Source organism: Bacillus sp. FSL R7-0672, assembly GCF_038601465.1.
In the GTDB taxonomy this organism is placed as follows: Bacteria; Bacillota; Bacilli; order Bacillales; family Bacillaceae; genus Bacillus; species Bacillus pumilus.
The window spans coordinates 498,163-514,147 of the sequence record NZ_CP152010.1 but is presented as its reverse complement, the minus strand read 5'-3'; the positions used below and the strand labels follow the sequence as shown (position 1 = coordinate 514,147).

Here is a 15,985-nt window from a genome sequence, read left to right as displayed (position 1 = left end):
TCAATGAGGTCTTACGATTCGCCCTAAATTTATCAAGCTTTAATGTTTTTTCTTTTAAGCACAAGAAAAAACCGAACCCCATGTAGACATAAGGTTTCGGTTTTTGGTTGTTTTTATACTATACAGCTTGCTTCATATTTCGCATTTCTTGAAGGGCTGTTTTGCTCTTCGCTTCGTCAAATTCCCCTTCACTTTTCGCCACAACAATTGTCGCGATCCCATTTCCAATGAGATTTGTGATAGCTCTTCCTTCGCTCATGAATCGATCTACTCCAAGCAGAAGTGCAAGCCCCTCTAGCGGAATGACCTGTAGTGCAGCGAGTGTAGAAGCCAGCACGATAAATCCGCTTCCTGTCACCCCAGCCGCTCCCTTTGATGTGAGCATTAGAACAAGGATAATGGTGATCTGCTGACCGATAGACAAGTCTACACCAAACACTTGCGCTAAGAAGACCACAGCCATCGATAAGTAGATCGAGGTTCCATCTAAGTTAAAGGAATACCCTGTTGGGATGACAAGACCCACAACAGACTTAGAGCACCCGTAGCGTTCCATTTTATCCATCATTCTTGGCAGTACGGATTCTGATGAGCTTGTGCCAAGAACAATTAATATTTCATCCTTGATAAATCGCAAGTAACCAAACAGGCTGAAGCCATACATTTTACAAATGATATTCAGCACAACGAAGATGAACAGGAACATGGTCATATAAACGGAGAGCATCAGACTTGCGAGCGGTTTAATCGATGCCAAACCAAAGTGTCCGATTGTATAGGCCATTGCCCCAAATGCACCGAGCGGCGCAGCACGCATAATATATCCAATGATTTTAAAGAAAACAAGTGACAGCTTATCAAGCCACTCAATGATTCCTTTCCCCTTCTCGCCAAGTGCAGCCAGCGCAACACCGAATAAAATAGAGAAGAATAAGACCTGTAAAATATCACCCTTTGCAAAAGCATCTACCATGTTAGATGGCACGATGTGTGTGACAAATTCCATCCAGTCGATACCCTGTCCTCCATTTTGGGTATACTGTGAAACATCCCCTTTTTCAAGCTTGCTATAGTCCAGACCTGCACCTGGCTTCATAATATTTACGACAAAAAGTCCGATGACCAAAGCAAGCGTCGTGACGACTTCAAAATAAATAAATGCTTTTCCCCCAACTTTTCCAACCTTTTTCATATCCCCCATCTTGGCAATACCAAGAACAATGGTTAAGAAAATAATTGGTGCGATGACCATTTTAACGGCATTGATGAAGGTGTCACCAAGCGGCTTCATTTCTTTTCCGACGTTTGGCCAAACCATCCCGACAATGATTCCGATAATGACAGCTGCAATCACCTGAAATGTCAGGTTCTTCAAAAGCCTCTTCATAAAAAATCAACTCCCTCACCCTTTGATGTAAACGCTTAACTATTATCTGTAGCTAAATGATAGCGGTTTCACCAAAGACTGTGAAGCTTATGAACATATCGTACATTTTGGTCTTTTTGGTCTCTTAGTCAGAATGTACGATATATTTATTGACAGGCCGGCCTACCCCGCCATATTGCATATCTAATTTCAGCTCGCCTTCTTTCACTAAGAAGTCTAAATACCGGCGTGCCGTGACACGGGCAATGCCGAGTGCATTGGCAACTTCTTCTGCAGACTGCGGGCCTTCCTGCAAGCCCATATAGGCTTTAATTTCATTCATCGTATGCACATTCAGCCCCTTAGGGAGCCAAGTATCCTTCAGCTTAACAGCAGGCTTTCGTATGATATCATCCAGCATCTCTTGAGAAAATTCTGCTGCTGTACGAATTTTAGATTTAAACGCTTTATAGCTTTCAAGTGATTCTTTCATACGTTCGAATTTAAACGGCTTGATGATATAATCTCGTGCGCCATTTTGAAGCATGATGCCAATGGTCTCTTTGTCCTTTGCCGCAGAAATAACGATCACATCCACCTGTATCTTTTGCTTTCTAATGTCTTGAAGCGTCTTCACGCCATCTTTTTTTGGCATATATACATCGAGGACAACAAGGTCTGGATGAATTTCTTTGATGAGCTGGATGCCCTGCTCCCCATTACCTGCGACTGCCGCCACTTGAAAGCCAGGAACACTCTTAATGAACTCTTTATTCACTTCTTGCACCATCGGATCATCTTCAATTAATAGCACCTTAATCTGAGTCATCTGTCTCTCTCCTCTATGATCATTGGGAATTCGATTGAGAAGGTGGTACCAATGCCGATGCTTGATGTAACTTCTACATTTCCCATCCCTTTGTCGATAATCGTTTTTACAATATACAGGCCATAGCCTGTTCCGCCTTCTTTGCCGTGTGTGAAGCCTTTATCGAAAATATAAGGAATCATTTCCTCTTCAATCCCGGAGCCGTTGTCTTCAATTAAAATCGCGAGGATATCCTCGGTTTGATCAATACTAATAGAAATGCGTTTTGTGTCTCTTTCTACAGTATCATAGGAGGCAAAGGCATTCTCGATCAGGTTGCCAAGCAGCTTCGTCATATCATGTTGATCTAGACGCTCAGGGAAATCACGTAGACAGCTATGTTCATCTACTTCGACCTTTATGCCTAGCTCCTTGCCCCTTCTGATTTTACTCATCAATAATCCCGCAACGGCATCATGCTGAATGACGCGGTGAAGAAAGTCCATCACATGTTCTTGCTCTTCCGTCGTTTGAAAGGCTAGATCGAGTGCCTGATCGGGTTTACCAAGCTGAATCAGCCCGGCAATCGTATGAAGCTTATTCATATGCTCATGATTTTGCACCCGCAGACCGTCTACAAAGTTCTTAACACCGGTTAGCTCCTCTGCCAATTTTGCCGCTTCTGTCCGGTCCTGAAAAATGGCGACCGCTCCAATAATTTTCTTTTTCATGACAATCGGAATCCGGCTGCTCATAATCCGCTTTCCGCTCATATGAATTTCTTCATTATAGACGGGTTCTGCGCGATCAATGATCTCTGGAAGTCTTGTGTCAGACAGCACATCCCAAATATTCCGGCCTACGACATCCCCTATCACGCCAAAGATTTGCTTCGCCTTTTCATTAAAAATGGTGATCATGTGCTGATTATCAATGGCGATGACCCCTTCATTAATAGAGTGAAAGGTTGCGGTGCGCTCCTCTAGCATTCTGACAATCTCATGCGGCTCCAGCTTAAACATTTGCTGTTTAATATGACGAGCAAGCAAAAATGAACCTACAAGCCCAAAGCTGAGCGTTAGCAAAAGGATCATGAGGATATCCCGCTTCATTTCTCCTAATATATCGATCATACTTGGCAGTGTTCTCCCTACAAGGACGACCCCTGTTTGATTAAATTGATCATCCTTCACTGGATAAAAGGCTCTGATGGCGGTCCCAAGCTCTCCCTCTGCTTCTGAGAAATAAATATGCTCGGCAAAAGCAGGCTCTTCATCTGTCCCCTCCGAACGCTGGCCAATCCTTGCTTTCACTGGATGTGTTAATCTCAAATGATCCATATCCATGACGACAATGTAGTCAGCGTCTTGAATAATCCGAATCTCTTCGATGGCATGCTGTAATCGGTCACGTTCCTTTGTTTGATCAGCTAACGCCTGCTTTACCTCATTCATCTCGGCAACTGTTCTCGCCGTGTTCATGAGCCTTTTTCGAAGCTCTCGTTCCTCTGTTTGCTGGATTCCCCCAACAAGGACAATTCCTCCGATTAAAAGGGCGAAAATGACAACGAAATATGTGAGGATGGTGAGCTTCCATCTAATAGATAATTGTTGTATTTTCAATCGATTTCTCATCATTTTTTTCACCTGTATCTTTACGAATTCTTCCTCGGTCAAGTATGCTTGACATAAGGGGGATCGGACGCATGAAGAATTTACTCGCCTATACACTATTGCTCTTGATCGGTTTTGTAACCGCTTTATACTTTGGTTTTTATCATATGATGCCAAAAGCAGCGACGACCTTTGACGATGAACAGACAGGGCTGAAGGATCAGCTTGTGTTCAAATTTAGCCATGTCGTGGCAGATAATACACCAAAAGGACTTGCCGCAAAGAAATTTGCTGAGCTTGTGCACGAAAAATCCGATGGGAAGATCACCATTCAAATTTTCTCCAACGGAAGTCTTTATTCTGATATAGAAGAAATTAATGCACTCAAAGAGAATCAAGTTCAATTTATCGCACCATCTACCTCGAAGCTCGGCATGCTATCCTCTGAGTGGCTGGCACTTGACCTTCCCTTTGCTTTTTCTAATTATGATGCGGTTCAAGAAGGCTTGCACGGTGCAATTGGACAAAGATTATTTGGCACCCTGCAAAAAGACGGGCTAAAGGGAATGGCGTATTGGACAAATGGCTTTAAGCAAATCACCTCTAATAAAGGTCCGATCAAACAGCCTAGTGATTTAAAAAACCAATCTCTCCGCATTATGCAAAGCGACATGATTGAAAAACAATTCAAACTCCTTGGCGCAAAGCCCTATCAGGAATCGTTTAATTCGACGTTTCAGCTATTAGAAACAAAAAAAGTAGATGGTGAAGAAAATACCATTTCAAATATTTATTCAAAAAAATTCTATCATATACAAGACTATATGACGATTAGTAATCACGGGTATTTGGGCTATGTGGTCTTAACAGATCAATCCTTCTTTGATCGCCAGACACCTGAAACGAAACGAATTTTACTTGAAGCTATGGAAGAAACAACAGCTTGGAATGAAAAACATGCAGAACAGATGAACAAAGATCAACTGGAGGACATTAAACGGGAATCGCCAATTGCCATTCATGAATTGACGCCAGCAGAAAGACAAAAATGGATGAAAGCCCTCGATCCTTTGTATGAGGAAGCCGAAAAAACCATTGGTTCCACCCTAATCAAACAGATTCGTGAGCTGCGTGCGCGTTATGAACATTCTCCAATCCATGCTTTTCAAGAAGAGGATAAGACCAAATAAAAAATCCCTTTGAGTAAGGGGATTTCAGATTGTTGACAAAGGGCTAAAATGATCTTGATTTTAGCCCTTTGTCTTCTTTTCAGCGTGATAGAAAACCTTTGCAGCCCTAGGAAGGACGGCTACTTTTGCGGAGCGAATTTGACATTCGTGAGCACCAGCGCGCAGGACTGACAACGAATGCGAGGGTTTGTCTACACGCTGTTTTATGCACCAGATTCACTCTGTTCTTGCTGCGTGAGCTCTTCTAGTCTTGAGACAATTCTTCGCTTTCGGTATTGCATCATGCCTGTTTCGGCAATACTTTTTAGTTGTGAGCGGTTGGAAACTGCGCCAAATAAAATCCCTGCTACGGGAACAAGCTGAAATAGTTTCTTCCAGCCAAATGAATCTCGGTAATTATAGACTACCTCACGCCATCCTTGGATTTGTGAGAACATGTTTTCGTGTTTCCCTTCGGAAGCATGATAGCTCCTGAGTTCTTTTAATATCGATTTCTTCCCAACCACATCAGCAGAGGTCAGCTGCAAGCATTTTATGATGAAGACCCGCTCTTCTTTGTTTTTAGGATCATAGCCATAGGTGACGGCAATATCCTGTAATGTTTTAAGGGAGAGACCAAGTACCGCAGGAATATCTGCAGCCAGTGTAAACATACCACCGACACCCGTTGTCGCCCCTTGTACCGTGGCGAGATTCGTCCTATTTTTCCCCATATGTTCACTAATGGCATCCATGATTTCAATTGGAGCTTTTTCTATATCTTCTATACGCTGAATCGATTCGTCGGCACATTTCTTTTGAAATTGATGGATGATGCCTTTTTCTGATGTCAAATAGGTACCGCCTGATTGAATGTAATGCCCCATTTCATCTAGCAGCACACCGATTTTTTTTTGGATAAAGGCAGGCGTCAGCTTGTCCAGCATTTGAAATGGCAGGCGGCTGAGTTTCTCCCAAAACCATACCTTTTGCTGATCTTTCTCCCACTGTTCAATCTGCTTTAATTGTGCTTTTAGCCACTCTCTTTCCTCCATGCCTTTTTCCTCCTTAGATGCTGCTGAAGTATTTGTTTGTTATTATACACAATCCTTTTCCATCATACGTATAGAACATTGAATCGGTTTCGAAAGGTTTGAAACTTTTTCAAAACGGTTATTGCTTAATACACAAACAAAAAGAGGAGTGATCAACATGTTAGGATTTCTAATTTCATTAGTTGTGGCGATTGTCATCGGCCTTATTGGCAGTGCACTCGCTGGAGGTAGTGTACCAGGAGGATGGATCGGTTCAATGATTGCAGGACTTGCAGGTGCTTGGATTGGTCATGGATTACTTGGAACGTGGGGTCCTAGTTTGGCAGGCTTTGCGATCATTCCAGCAATCTTAGGTGCAGCGATCTTTGTCATCATCTTAAGCCTGATCTTCCGTAGTGTGGGATCAAGGGTATCTTAAAAAAACAAATAACAGAGGAAGCAGTAGGGACACCGTCTATAAAGGCGGTGTTTTTATGTGTTGGATTGACAAGGTATCTATTTTTTTCACTTACATATGATAAACAAACCTATTAGTTCAGATAGTTGACTTTTCATGAAGATGGGCATATGATGATTAAAAATTGCATCAAGGAAACATTTTGTGCCCAAGCAAAACTTTGTAGAATCTAGGTGATGACATATGACAAACAAATACATCGAGGCACAGGCACACATGTCAGAGGCAGCTGAGCGTGCACTTGAAGGAAAAGTCAAGGGATTTAGAAGACTCCTTCCTTTTCTCGGTCCTGCTTTTATCGCAGCCATTGCTTATATTGATCCAGGAAATTTCGCCACCAACATTGCAGCTGGCTCCAAATATGGATATCTCCTTTTATGGGTCATTCTCATATCAAATCTCATGGCTTTGCTCATCCAGTCTTTATCCGCAAAGCTTGGAATTGCGACAGGCAAAAACTTACCTGAAATCGCACGTGAAGAGTTTCCAAAGCCCGTTTCGATTGGTTTATGGATTCAGGGAGAGCTCGTCATTATTGCCACGGATTTAGCTGAGTTTATCGGGGCGGCACTTGGTTTATACTTGCTCTTTCGAATCCCGCTGCTTGAAGCATCCATTATCGCGGCTATCGGTTCATTTGCGATATTGGAGCTGCAAAGACGAGGGTATCGAGCATTAGAAGCAGGTATTACAGGCATGTTGTTCGTTGTCGTGATCGCTTTCGCTGTACAAACCTTTGTCGCCAAACCAGATATCGCAAGTGTCGCTGGCGGACTGTTCATTCCAAAATTTGATGGCGCAGACAGCGTGCTGCTTGCAGCTGGAATTTTAGGTGCTACTGTAATGCCTCACGCAATCTACTTACATTCAGCTTTAACCCAAAGAAGAGTCGTCGGCAGAACGGAAAAGGAGAAAAAGCAGATTTTTCGCTTTGAGTTTTTAGATATCCTCATTGCGATGATCGTCGCCGGGGCCATCAATGCCAGCATGTTGATTGTGGCAGCCGCTTTATTTTATAAAAATGGCCTCTTTGTTGAAGATTTGGATGTTGCGTTTCAGCATTTTGGTACACTCGCAGGGCCTGTATCAGCCATCTTATTTGGTGTAGGTCTGCTTGTAGCCGGACTATCCAGCTCTTCTGTCGGTACATTGTCAGGCGATATCATTATGCGGGGCTTTATTCAATACCGGATCCCGCTGTATGTTCGCCGGCTGATTACCATCATTCCTCCTATTGCGATTATTGCATCTGGAGTGAATCCGACCTCTGCGCTTGTGATGAGTCAGGTCGTCTTATCGTTTGGGATTGCTTTTGCTTTAATTCCGCTCATTTTATTTACAAGTAAAAAACGAATTATGGGTGAATTAACGAATGCCCGCTGGGTGACAGGAATATCTTGGGTGATAGCAGCTCTTGTTGTAGCACTTAATCTCTTCTTAATTGTAGATACGTTTATGTAAAAGACAGTGTTGAGCTGTCTTTTTCTTTCCATTTGGTTATGGTAGAATTCCCCTGAGAGGATGTGGGTACATGTTTGTTTATCAGGATCAAGAGATATCCATGCGGCTGCTTGAGCCAAGAGACGCAAGAAGTCTGTATTTGCTCATCCAGCGGTCGAGAGAGCATTTACGTGAATGGATGCTTTGGGTGGATTCAACGCAGACAGAGGAAGACAGTATGGCGTTTATCCAAGGCGCCATGGAGCAAGCGATGCAGAACAACGGTTTTCAAGCGGGCATCTGGTCACATGGAGAGCTCGTCGGCATTATTGGCACCCATCAAATTCATTGGATCAATAGAACCGTTTCAATCGGCTATTGGCTCGGAGAAGGCTATCAAGGAAAAGGCATCATGACAAAAGCATGCCAAGCGGTCATTCACTATTTATTTGAAGAGTGCGGGCTGCACCGTATTGAGATTAGGGCTGCTGTCGATAACCAGAAAAGCAGACGCATCCCAGAGCGATTATCCTTTTCGCTTGAGGGAATTTTAAGACAATGTGAATGGCTGGGCAATCGCTTCACCGATCATTGTGTGTACGCCCTTTTACAGCCTGAATATATGAAACAAAAAACGCATTCGATGAATCAGCCCACTTAATTGTGTCGATTGCATGAATTATTTTACAAAGTGAAGCTTTGTAGTATCCGTTGTGATCGGCATCTGATAAAATAGAAGGAAAAATCGAGGTATGATGTATGTCTCTTATTATTTTATTTTACTTATGGATTGTCCCTTTAGTATTTGGTATTTTCTTCTCATTTCTAACAAAGAAAGCCACCTACAAACGCCGCTTTGTCCCATCCTATAGCATGATAGGACTCAGCATCGTTTTTCTCATTTTGGCACTCGTCTTTTCAGCCAGCCATTTTCTATTTATTTGCGGTATGTTCCTATTTGCCACCACCCTTGTTGGCACAGGCATCCCCTTATTCTTAGCCTTTGGAAAAACACCATCCTAAACAAAAACCACCTTTTCGCGATGGAAAGGTGGTTTCTTTTTTATTGAAGCGGCATTCGGTATGTCATTGTGGCATTTGGATGTTCTTCAATCGTCTTCATCATGTCTTGAAGGATCTCGGCTGCGCGATCATTTGAGTCATACTTGCCGAGCATCTTTGCCCAAGAAGTACTCCCCAAGATCATCCCTTCAATTTTTTTGCCGCTTACTGAGACTTCTTGGACATGAATGATAGTTTGTTGGTTTTGTGTGAGGATCAGTAGCATGGGTTTTTCTCCTTTTTCAATTTGTAATGATTTCTATTCATTTTAAGCTTTTTTAACTGATAATTCATTTGACCATTGATCAGTCATTGAATTTTTCAGCATATATTAAATCTGATTCATTAGGTTCTTCCTTAAACTCTTTCACATTACCCTCTTTATCATATTTTATGTAAGTCATCTCTCGGCCAGCAATACATTCACATTCATACTTTTTATTTCCATTCTCAAAAAACTCCACCTGATATCCCTCTGTAGTGTTCTTCCTCATATATCCTATTTTTTTCACACTGCCATTTGGATAAAATTCCACATACTTTCCCTGTTTAATACCTTTCTCTACATAGAAGTAATTTTCAAGATGTCCGTTTTCGTACATATCATAGGCTAGTCCCGTAAATAGTTTTTCTTTCCCTCCTTGAGTATATTCTACAATCGCTAGTTCATAGGGCCCCCCATACTCTAGAGATTTTTCAAACTCAACACCACTTTCTACAACTAACTTCTTTGTCAATATATCATTCAATATTTAAAAACCCTTTCCGTTTCTAAGTTTGAAAAACAAAAAACAGTTGCAAATAATTATATAATCCGTTTTCATTTGGTGAATTGGCTTCTAGCTCTTTCTTGATAATTAAAAATTCCTTCACCATATTCATCAGTATCAAATAATTTTCTAAACTCCGATCAAGACAAGAAACCTTAAAAGACATTTAGCCATCAAGGTTTTTATTTCATAATACTCTAGTTCAATGCATCTTCTAATGTTTTCTTTTCATGTTCTAACATACCACTTATGAAAATACCACATACTACTTTTTCTTTATCCAAAGCAAATCCTACTGTATCATTTTGCAAAATAGATACTGCATCATTTTCTGAGAATGAAATGAATACCTTATCCCTCCCAATATACACGTTTAATTTACCTTTTTCGTCTATATAGGTATTATCATTAGATTCTTCTATCTGAAAACTCGGTACACCTTTAACCATATTTAATTCTTCCATATCTAATTTCAAACTGTCCATTTTGTGTACATTTTCACTTAACGTTAGTGTAATTGAACGAATATTACCTGTATATTTCCCTAAACCTATTTCAATTAAAGATTTTTTGAAATCTCCAGTTCTCCAATATATCGTTGACTCTTTTGATATATTCCAACTACCAAATTCTATATTAATCGGTGTATAAAGATCATACTCAATGTTTATAGGTTGACTGTCTTTATATTCTATTACTTTTAACATCATCATTTCTCCTTTTAAGGCATATACACAGCATGCTTTATTACTGGTAGTAATCCGTCTCCGCGAGGTTTACTAAATATTAATTCCCAATTACCTACCTTCATAATTTCTTCATATTTAATTCCTTGCTTAGCAGCATTGTTAACAGAGCTTTGGAAACTCGACAATAAAGTTTGACTATTTATCGGCATACCATGTGTAGTTGCATCTCTAGTTATATACTCAACCATATGTTTTGTTCCGTTAGGGTGCACCCAGAACTTTCCATCAACTGTTGCTAATTCAAAAGATTTTGGGATTTTAGTACCTTCATAAAGTGGTTGAGTAACTTTTATATCCTTCCACACTGTACCATTGGCTACATTCTTAACAGTACCACCTTTAACCCCCATTTTCCCATGAAACCCCTTCGCCCCAAACGGCAAAAGCATTCCCAGCGCCGCGTTCATACTCGCTTCCTGTTGTTCTTTCGAGATCTTATTTCCAAACATATCTCGCCCCGTAATCGCTTCGCTGAAGCCGTTTGTAGCAGTGAGACCATATAAACCTTTTTGAGATGTTTTTAAGGCGTCAAAAGATTTTTGCGATGTCTTGTAGATGTCGACTGCCCTGACTGCGGCTGAGGTGGCTTGGGTCGTTTTATAGACGGCTTTTCCGCCTTTGAAAATGCGTCCTGCCCAGCCGACGATTGGAATATATCCTGCGGCTGCCATGCCGCCTGCGGCGACGCGCTGTCCTGCGGTAAGTTCTTCGCCTGTGATCGGGTCAACGCCTGTTGCGGCGCGTTTTGCATCGTTCACGCCAGTCAGTTCATTCACGATATTCCCGCCATAATCAAGTGCTTTTTCATACCAAGGACGGTTGGCGAGTGCTTCTTGTTCCTTTGCAATCTCGCGGGCTTCCTGTTGTTCTTTTTTAATGTTGAGATATTCGGAAGTTTGCTTCTCAATATCGCTTTTTGCCTTGTAGATTTCGCTATTTTGATACGCTTTCTTGTCAAAATTCATCGGAGAAATCGCTTTTCCATCATATGTGGCATTCATCATTTCCGTATACAATGCCATTGTAGCTTGCTGCTCCATTTCTGACAAAGCATATTCATCTTTTAAATTTTGATCAAGCTCTCTTAGGTCTTTCACTGTCTTTTTTCGCTCGTCTTCCGTATCTGCAATTTTTTCATCAAAAGTTTGACTATCAAATACCTCTAGAGAAATGAGGTCGTCGATGTCTTGAAAAATCGTTTTAAGCGCCTTTTTTTGATCCTTCACAATGCTTTTGGCATTTTTGACGCCCATATGTACAGCGTTGTCTAAAAAGTGTTCTTCTACAAAGGTGTCGCCGCCAAAGTTTGTATCATCTAGTGTCCCAGAAACACCTTCATGAAAGGCTTTTTGCTTATCAATGAAGCTGATAAACATATCTACATTTCCAGCCAGTTCTTTATAAAAGCTTTTAATGTTATCGGCACCTTTTCCAGTGAAATCATCACCAAGATTAGAAACACCTTGTAATGCTTTTTTTAAATCTACCAATTGTTCGCGGAGTTCCTGGTAGTGTTTTGCCCTTGCATCCATGGCACTTGTTAGTTCTTTTGCATCAAGTATCTTACCCAGAAGAAGTCACTCCCTCCATTATTGATCATAAAGTCTATTTTACCTTTCTCAGTGAATTGGAAAAATAGGCTTTAAGTTACAAAAATAATTTCCAAATATTTTAATAGAGACGAAGGCAAGTGACAATTGAAATGATTTCCCTAATCATCACAAAAAAAAGTCAGCCTTCTTTTCAGAAGACCGACTACTTTGTGTTTAGAAAAAGCGTTTGAGGCTTTTCTTGAGTGGAGGGATATCCAGCTCACCTTTTTCAAAGAATTTTTTCAATAAATATTTACTGAAGCCTGCTGCTTGGGTGTAAGTGATTTTCCCAGGTAACGGAGGTTCATTGTCTACAGCGACATCAATAATGACTGGTTTATCGGATTGAAGGGCTGTATCAAAGGCTGGAGCTAATTCTTCATGTGATGACACGGAGATTCCTTTTCCACCACATGCTTCTGCAAACTTAGCAAAATCAATATCCTCCAGCTCTATACCATAATTCATGTTTCCTTTTACCTGTTGTTCATATTCAATCATTCCTAAATTGTTGTTGTTTAAGATAACGACAACGATCGGCAGCTTATATTTTACAGCTGTCACAAAGTCTTGCATGACCATTGTGAAGCCTCCATCACCACAGACGGCAATGGCTTGTCGGTTCGGTTCATTCAATTTAGCTGAAATCGCACCAGGTAAACCGCAACCCATTGTGGCAAGCCAGCTGGAGATAATGAAATCCTGCTGTTTCATTTCAAAATGACGCGCCATCCATACCGTCACATTACCAACATCAACTGAAAGAATGGCGTCGTCCTCGACTGCTTCTTCTAGTCTAGCAATGACTTGCTGTGGTTTAATCGGTGAAGTAGCAACAGATTTTTCTTTATCCATTTCTTCTCGCCACTTCATCATATGCTCTGTACAAGCTTCAAGAAAGCCACGCTGCTCTTTATATTCAATATACGAAGTCAGTTCATGCAAACCACTCTTGCTGTCGCTCACAATTCCCACATCTACCGGATACCTTTTACCGATTTGATCTGGTTTAATATCTAGTTGAATGGCTGGCGTGTCCTCTGGTAAGTAGTCTCTATATGGAAAGGAGGTGCCAAGCATAATTAAGAGATCACATTCTTCCATCGCTTCATATGCTGGCTTCGTTCCAATTTGACCTAGATTACCTAGAAAATATGGGTGCCTGTCTGGCACAACCCCTTTTGCGGGGAGCGTGATGACGATAGGAGCAGCTGCCTTTTCTGCAAATGAAAGAAGCTCTTCTTTTGCATGTCTTAATCCTTTACCTGCTAAGATGACTGGCTTCTTCGCATTGTTAATCAGCTGAGCTGCCTTTAGCAGTTGATCTTTCTTTGGCCGTACTTCTCCCTCCACATAAAGAGGAGATGTATAGACGGGTTTACGCTTTATTTTTTGAGAAAACAAGTCATCCGATACGGTGAGAACTGCCACACCTTTATGGGTATAAGCTGCTTTAATGGCTTGATTCAATAAGTCAGGCAGTGCCTCTGCTGTCTGTACCTGCTGATTAAAGACAGCGACATCGTCAAACATCCGCTCCAATTTGATTTCTTGGAATGCGTCTCTGCCTACTTCAGCCGAAGCAACCTGGCCTGCAATTGCTAAAACTGGTGCACCATCTGCTTTTGCATCATACAGTCCATTTAATAAGTGGACAGCACCCGGCCCAGCGATTGATAAGCAGACACCCAGTTTACCCGTTAGTTTGGCATCAGCCGCCGCTGAAAGTGCTGCCACTTCTTCATGTCTCGTTTGGATAAATTTTATTTGGCTTGATTCATGCCTAAGTTCTTCAATCAATTCGTTTATGCTGTCGCCGGGCATTCCATAAATATGTTTCACGCCCCACTCTTCCAGTAGCGCTGTTACTTCTTTTCCTGCGGTTCTTTGCGGCATGTGAGAAAACTCCTTTTTTCTTACTCCATACCACCGCATCCTTTTGATCAAACGTTTCAACTTGCTTCTGCTACTTTTTAAAATGATAAGGCAGAGTCGCCACCACAATATCCCGCTTCCATAATAGGCGGAATCTTAATAAAAAGGCAGATTGATTGTGCAAAATGGTGTGCCATCTTTTTTTCGGGATAAATTGAGGCACAAGCACCATCACTTTATATTGATGCGCATTTGCTTTTGCTTCAACGGTTTCAAGAAATTTATCAAGCGGGTGTATGAGGCTTCGATAGGACGAATGAAGCATCACAAGTCGTACACCGCTATTAAGTTTTTCCCAATCTTCTTCAATTTTCTTATCCTTTTCTTTATCAAAGGATACATGAACCGCTATGACTTGATCTGACAAAGACTTTGCATATTGAACAGATTGTTCGACAACACGTGTGACTCCTGCTATCGGTACGATGACCACATTTCCTTTAATCTCAACAGGCTCTGTTTCATTCAATAAACGCAGTTGTTCTCCAACAGACAAATAATGCTTTTTAATGGAATGAAAGATAAATAAAACAATAGGCAGGAAAACAAATATTGGCCATACGAGATGGAACTTGGTCAAAATGAGAATCATAAAAACTGTAAAAGAAATCAGTGCTCCGACGATATTGATTGGCATTTTCGTTTTCCAGCCCTGCGGTTTTTCACGAATCCACTTCACACACATGCCGGTCTGCGACAGGGTAAATGGAATGAACACACCGACAGCATATAGCGGGATGAGGTGTTCTGTCTTCCCATCAAACAACCAGATGAGCAGCATAGAAGCTACGCCTAAAAAGATAATGCCATTAGAGTAACCAAGCCGGTCTCCTCTTACCGTAAACATACGCGGCATATATTTATCCTTTGCTAAATTGACAGCCAATAACGGAAAGGCTGAAAAGCCGGTATTTGCCGCTAATATTAGGATTAGCGCTGTGACTGCCTGAATCACGTAATAGAAAAACGTACGTCCAAAAGTGTCTGATGCAATTTGTGATACAACCGTTTCTTCTGGCTTTGGCGAGATGCCGAAACCAAATGCAAGCAATGTGACTCCCACAAATAAAACAGCTAGCAATCCACCCATCATCAACAATGTTCTCGCTGCGTTTTGTGCAGCTGGTTTTTTAAAGGATGGAATCGTATTTGAAATGGCTTCTACTCCAGTCAGAGCAGAACAGCCAGATGAAAAAGCTTTTAATAACAAAAATAATGTAATGCCTTGTACGTGTGTGCCTACCGCTGTATGTTCAGGTGCTGGCGGTACGCCGCCTGTTAATAATTTGAAACCGCCTACTCCAATTAATATCAGGAGTGAAAATACAAACAAGTATACAGGATAAGCCAGAATAGATGCCGATTCTGTTAATCCACGGAGGTTGAGCACCATAATCACGATGACCAATGCAATTGAGATCAAGACATGATATGGATATAGTGTTGGAAAAGCCGATGTGACGGCATCGGTCCCCGCTGAAATGCTCACTGCTACAGTCAAAATATAGTCTACAAGCAATGATCCACCAGCGATCAATCCCGGTTTTTCACCTAGGTTTCTGCTAGAGACGACATATGCCCCGCCGCCTTCTGGATAAGCATAAATGATCTGGCGGTAAGACAGAATTAACGCCATTAAAAGAATTAATACACAACCTGCAATCGGGAGTGAGTACCAAAATGCTGCTGCACTAACGACAGAAAGAACAATTAAGATTTGTTCTGTACCATATGCAACTGATGACAATGCGTCTGATGACAATAATGCCAACGCTTTGATTTTTGATAGTTTTTGTTCTCCTGCTGCCTGTGATTTTAATGGTTTACCAATTAAAATACGCTTCATCAAACTGTACATGTGATGCCCGCTCCTTTAGTGTCAAACGATTTAAGTTGCAAAAGATGGATCGCCAAAAAGACACAGAGGCAATAGAATGCCCCTGTGCCTATTGTTTAGATCACAGGTTGG

15 protein-coding genes are annotated in these 15,985 nt (G+C 41.4%); 5 read left to right on the top strand and 10 right to left on the bottom strand.

Annotated features, from left to right (window positions below):
• Positions 1-118 precede the first annotated feature (118 nt).
• The 3 genes from dctP to MKY18_RS02435 form a co-directional block, all read right to left on the bottom strand.
• On the bottom strand, positions 119-1,387 hold the full coding sequence (gene dctP, locus MKY18_RS02445; protein ID WP_034666695.1) for a C4-dicarboxylate transporter DctP: 1,269 nt from the start codon (positions 1,385-1,387) through the stop codon (positions 119-121).
• Positions 1,388-1,511: 124 nt separating this feature from the next.
• Positions 1,512-2,195 (bottom strand): response regulator, encoded by a 684-nt coding sequence (locus tag MKY18_RS02440; RefSeq protein WP_111913348.1) that lies wholly within the window; start codon positions 2,193-2,195, stop codon positions 1,512-1,514.
• Positions 2,192-3,796 carry a sensor histidine kinase gene (locus tag MKY18_RS02435; RefSeq protein WP_165840241.1) on the bottom strand — a complete coding sequence of 535 codons (1,605 nt, stop codon included), beginning with the start codon at positions 3,794-3,796 and terminating at the stop codon, positions 2,192-2,194. Before MKY18_RS02435 ends, MKY18_RS02440 begins: the two co-directional genes overlap by 4 nt.
• A gap of 83 nt (positions 3,797-3,879) precedes the next feature.
• Here MKY18_RS02435 and MKY18_RS02430 point away from each other — a divergent pair, with 83 nt between their 5' ends.
• Positions 3,880-4,977 carry a DctP family TRAP transporter solute-binding subunit gene (locus MKY18_RS02430; RefSeq protein WP_044140552.1) on the top strand — a complete coding sequence of 366 codons (1,098 nt, stop codon included), beginning with the start codon at positions 3,880-3,882 and terminating at the stop codon, positions 4,975-4,977.
• Positions 4,978-5,180: 203 nt separating this feature from the next.
• Here the strand turns inward: MKY18_RS02430 and MKY18_RS02425 are convergent, their stop codons facing one another.
• On the bottom strand, positions 5,181-6,011 hold the full coding sequence (locus tag MKY18_RS02425) for an EcsC family protein (protein ID WP_342497707.1): 831 nt from the start codon (positions 6,009-6,011) through the stop codon (positions 5,181-5,183).
• Positions 6,012-6,168: 157 nt separating this feature from the next.
• On the opposite strand from MKY18_RS02425, the gene MKY18_RS02420 reads away from it, so the two are divergent.
• The 4 genes from MKY18_RS02420 (at position 6,169) to MKY18_RS02405 (ending at position 8,931) form a co-directional block, all read left to right on the top strand.
• A complete protein-coding gene (locus MKY18_RS02420) occupies positions 6,169-6,429 on the top strand; it encodes a GlsB/YeaQ/YmgE family stress response membrane protein (RefSeq protein WP_003214275.1) in 261 nt (86 codons plus the stop codon).
• A gap of 222 nt (positions 6,430-6,651) precedes the next feature.
• A complete protein-coding gene (locus tag MKY18_RS02415; protein ID WP_065097557.1) occupies positions 6,652-7,929 on the top strand; it encodes an Nramp family divalent metal transporter in 1,278 nt (425 codons plus the stop codon).
• Between the two features lie 70 nt (positions 7,930-7,999).
• On the top strand, positions 8,000-8,569 hold the full coding sequence (locus MKY18_RS02410) for a GNAT family protein (RefSeq protein ID WP_113768710.1): 570 nt from the start codon (positions 8,000-8,002) through the stop codon (positions 8,567-8,569).
• A gap of 98 nt (positions 8,570-8,667) precedes the next feature.
• Positions 8,668-8,931, top strand: coding sequence for a hypothetical protein (locus tag MKY18_RS02405; RefSeq protein WP_012008971.1), 264 nt, complete (start codon positions 8,668-8,670; stop codon positions 8,929-8,931).
• Positions 8,932-8,971: 40 nt separating this feature from the next.
• Here MKY18_RS02405 and MKY18_RS02400 read toward each other — a convergent pair whose 3' ends face one another.
• From MKY18_RS02400 to MKY18_RS02375, 6 genes are all read right to left on the bottom strand, one after another.
• Complete coding sequence (locus MKY18_RS02400; RefSeq protein ID WP_065097559.1) at positions 8,972-9,196, bottom strand: hypothetical protein; 225 nt, start codon at positions 9,194-9,196, stop codon at positions 8,972-8,974.
• 79 nt (positions 9,197-9,275) lie between these two features.
• Positions 9,276-9,722 (bottom strand): hypothetical protein, encoded by a 447-nt coding sequence (locus MKY18_RS02395; RefSeq protein WP_113768709.1) that lies wholly within the window; start codon positions 9,720-9,722, stop codon positions 9,276-9,278.
• A 215-nt stretch (positions 9,723-9,937) separates the two neighbouring features.
• The gene (locus tag MKY18_RS02390) at positions 9,938-10,447 is read right to left on the bottom strand and encodes a hypothetical protein (RefSeq protein ID WP_111913338.1); all 510 of its coding nucleotides are present in this window, start codon (positions 10,445-10,447) and stop codon (positions 9,938-9,940) included.
• A gap of 14 nt (positions 10,448-10,461) precedes the next feature.
• Positions 10,462-12,060 (bottom strand): T7SS effector LXG polymorphic toxin, encoded by a 1,599-nt coding sequence (locus MKY18_RS02385; protein WP_342497820.1) that lies wholly within the window; start codon positions 12,058-12,060, stop codon positions 10,462-10,464.
• A gap of 195 nt (positions 12,061-12,255) precedes the next feature.
• The gene (locus MKY18_RS02380) at positions 12,256-13,977 is read right to left on the bottom strand and encodes a pyruvate oxidase (protein ID WP_113768594.1); all 1,722 of its coding nucleotides are present in this window, start codon (positions 13,975-13,977) and stop codon (positions 12,256-12,258) included.
• Between the two features lie 70 nt (positions 13,978-14,047).
• Complete coding sequence (locus MKY18_RS02375; RefSeq protein WP_065098830.1) at positions 14,048-15,874, bottom strand: APC family permease; 1,827 nt, start codon at positions 15,872-15,874, stop codon at positions 14,048-14,050.
• Positions 15,875-15,985 lie beyond the last annotated feature (111 nt).

What these genes read in the sequence shown, in the direction of transcription:
- dctP (WP_034666695.1), bottom strand. Translation starts at nt 1,387, where the DNA reads ATGAAGAGGCTTTTGAAGAACCTGACATTTCAGGTGATTGCAGCTGTC.
- MKY18_RS02440 (WP_111913348.1), bottom strand. Translation starts at nt 2,195, where the DNA reads ATGACTCAGATTAAGGTGCTATTAATTGAAGATGATCCGATGGTGCAA.
- MKY18_RS02430 (WP_044140552.1), top strand. Translation starts at nt 3,880, where the DNA reads ATGAAGAATTTACTCGCCTATACACTATTGCTCTTGATCGGTTTTGTA.
- MKY18_RS02425 (WP_342497707.1), bottom strand. Translation starts at nt 6,011, where the DNA reads ATGGAGGAAAGAGAGTGGCTAAAAGCACAATTAAAGCAGATTGAACAG.
- MKY18_RS02420 (WP_003214275.1), top strand. Translation starts at nt 6,169, where the DNA reads ATGTTAGGATTTCTAATTTCATTAGTTGTGGCGATTGTCATCGGCCTT.
- MKY18_RS02415 (WP_065097557.1), top strand. Translation starts at nt 6,652, where the DNA reads ATGACAAACAAATACATCGAGGCACAGGCACACATGTCAGAGGCAGCT.
- MKY18_RS02410 (WP_113768710.1), top strand. Translation starts at nt 8,000, where the DNA reads ATGTTTGTTTATCAGGATCAAGAGATATCCATGCGGCTGCTTGAGCCA.
- MKY18_RS02405 (WP_012008971.1), top strand. Translation starts at nt 8,668, where the DNA reads ATGTCTCTTATTATTTTATTTTACTTATGGATTGTCCCTTTAGTATTT.
- MKY18_RS02400 (WP_065097559.1), bottom strand. Translation starts at nt 9,196, where the DNA reads ATGCTACTGATCCTCACACAAAACCAACAAACTATCATTCATGTCCAA.
- MKY18_RS02390 (WP_111913338.1), bottom strand. Translation starts at nt 10,447, where the DNA reads ATGTTAAAAGTAATAGAATATAAAGACAGTCAACCTATAAACATTGAG.
- MKY18_RS02380 (WP_113768594.1), bottom strand. Translation starts at nt 13,977, where the DNA reads ATGCCGCAAAGAACCGCAGGAAAAGAAGTAACAGCGCTACTGGAAGAG.
- MKY18_RS02375 (WP_065098830.1), bottom strand. Translation starts at nt 15,874, where the DNA reads ATGTACAGTTTGATGAAGCGTATTTTAATTGGTAAACCATTAAAATCA.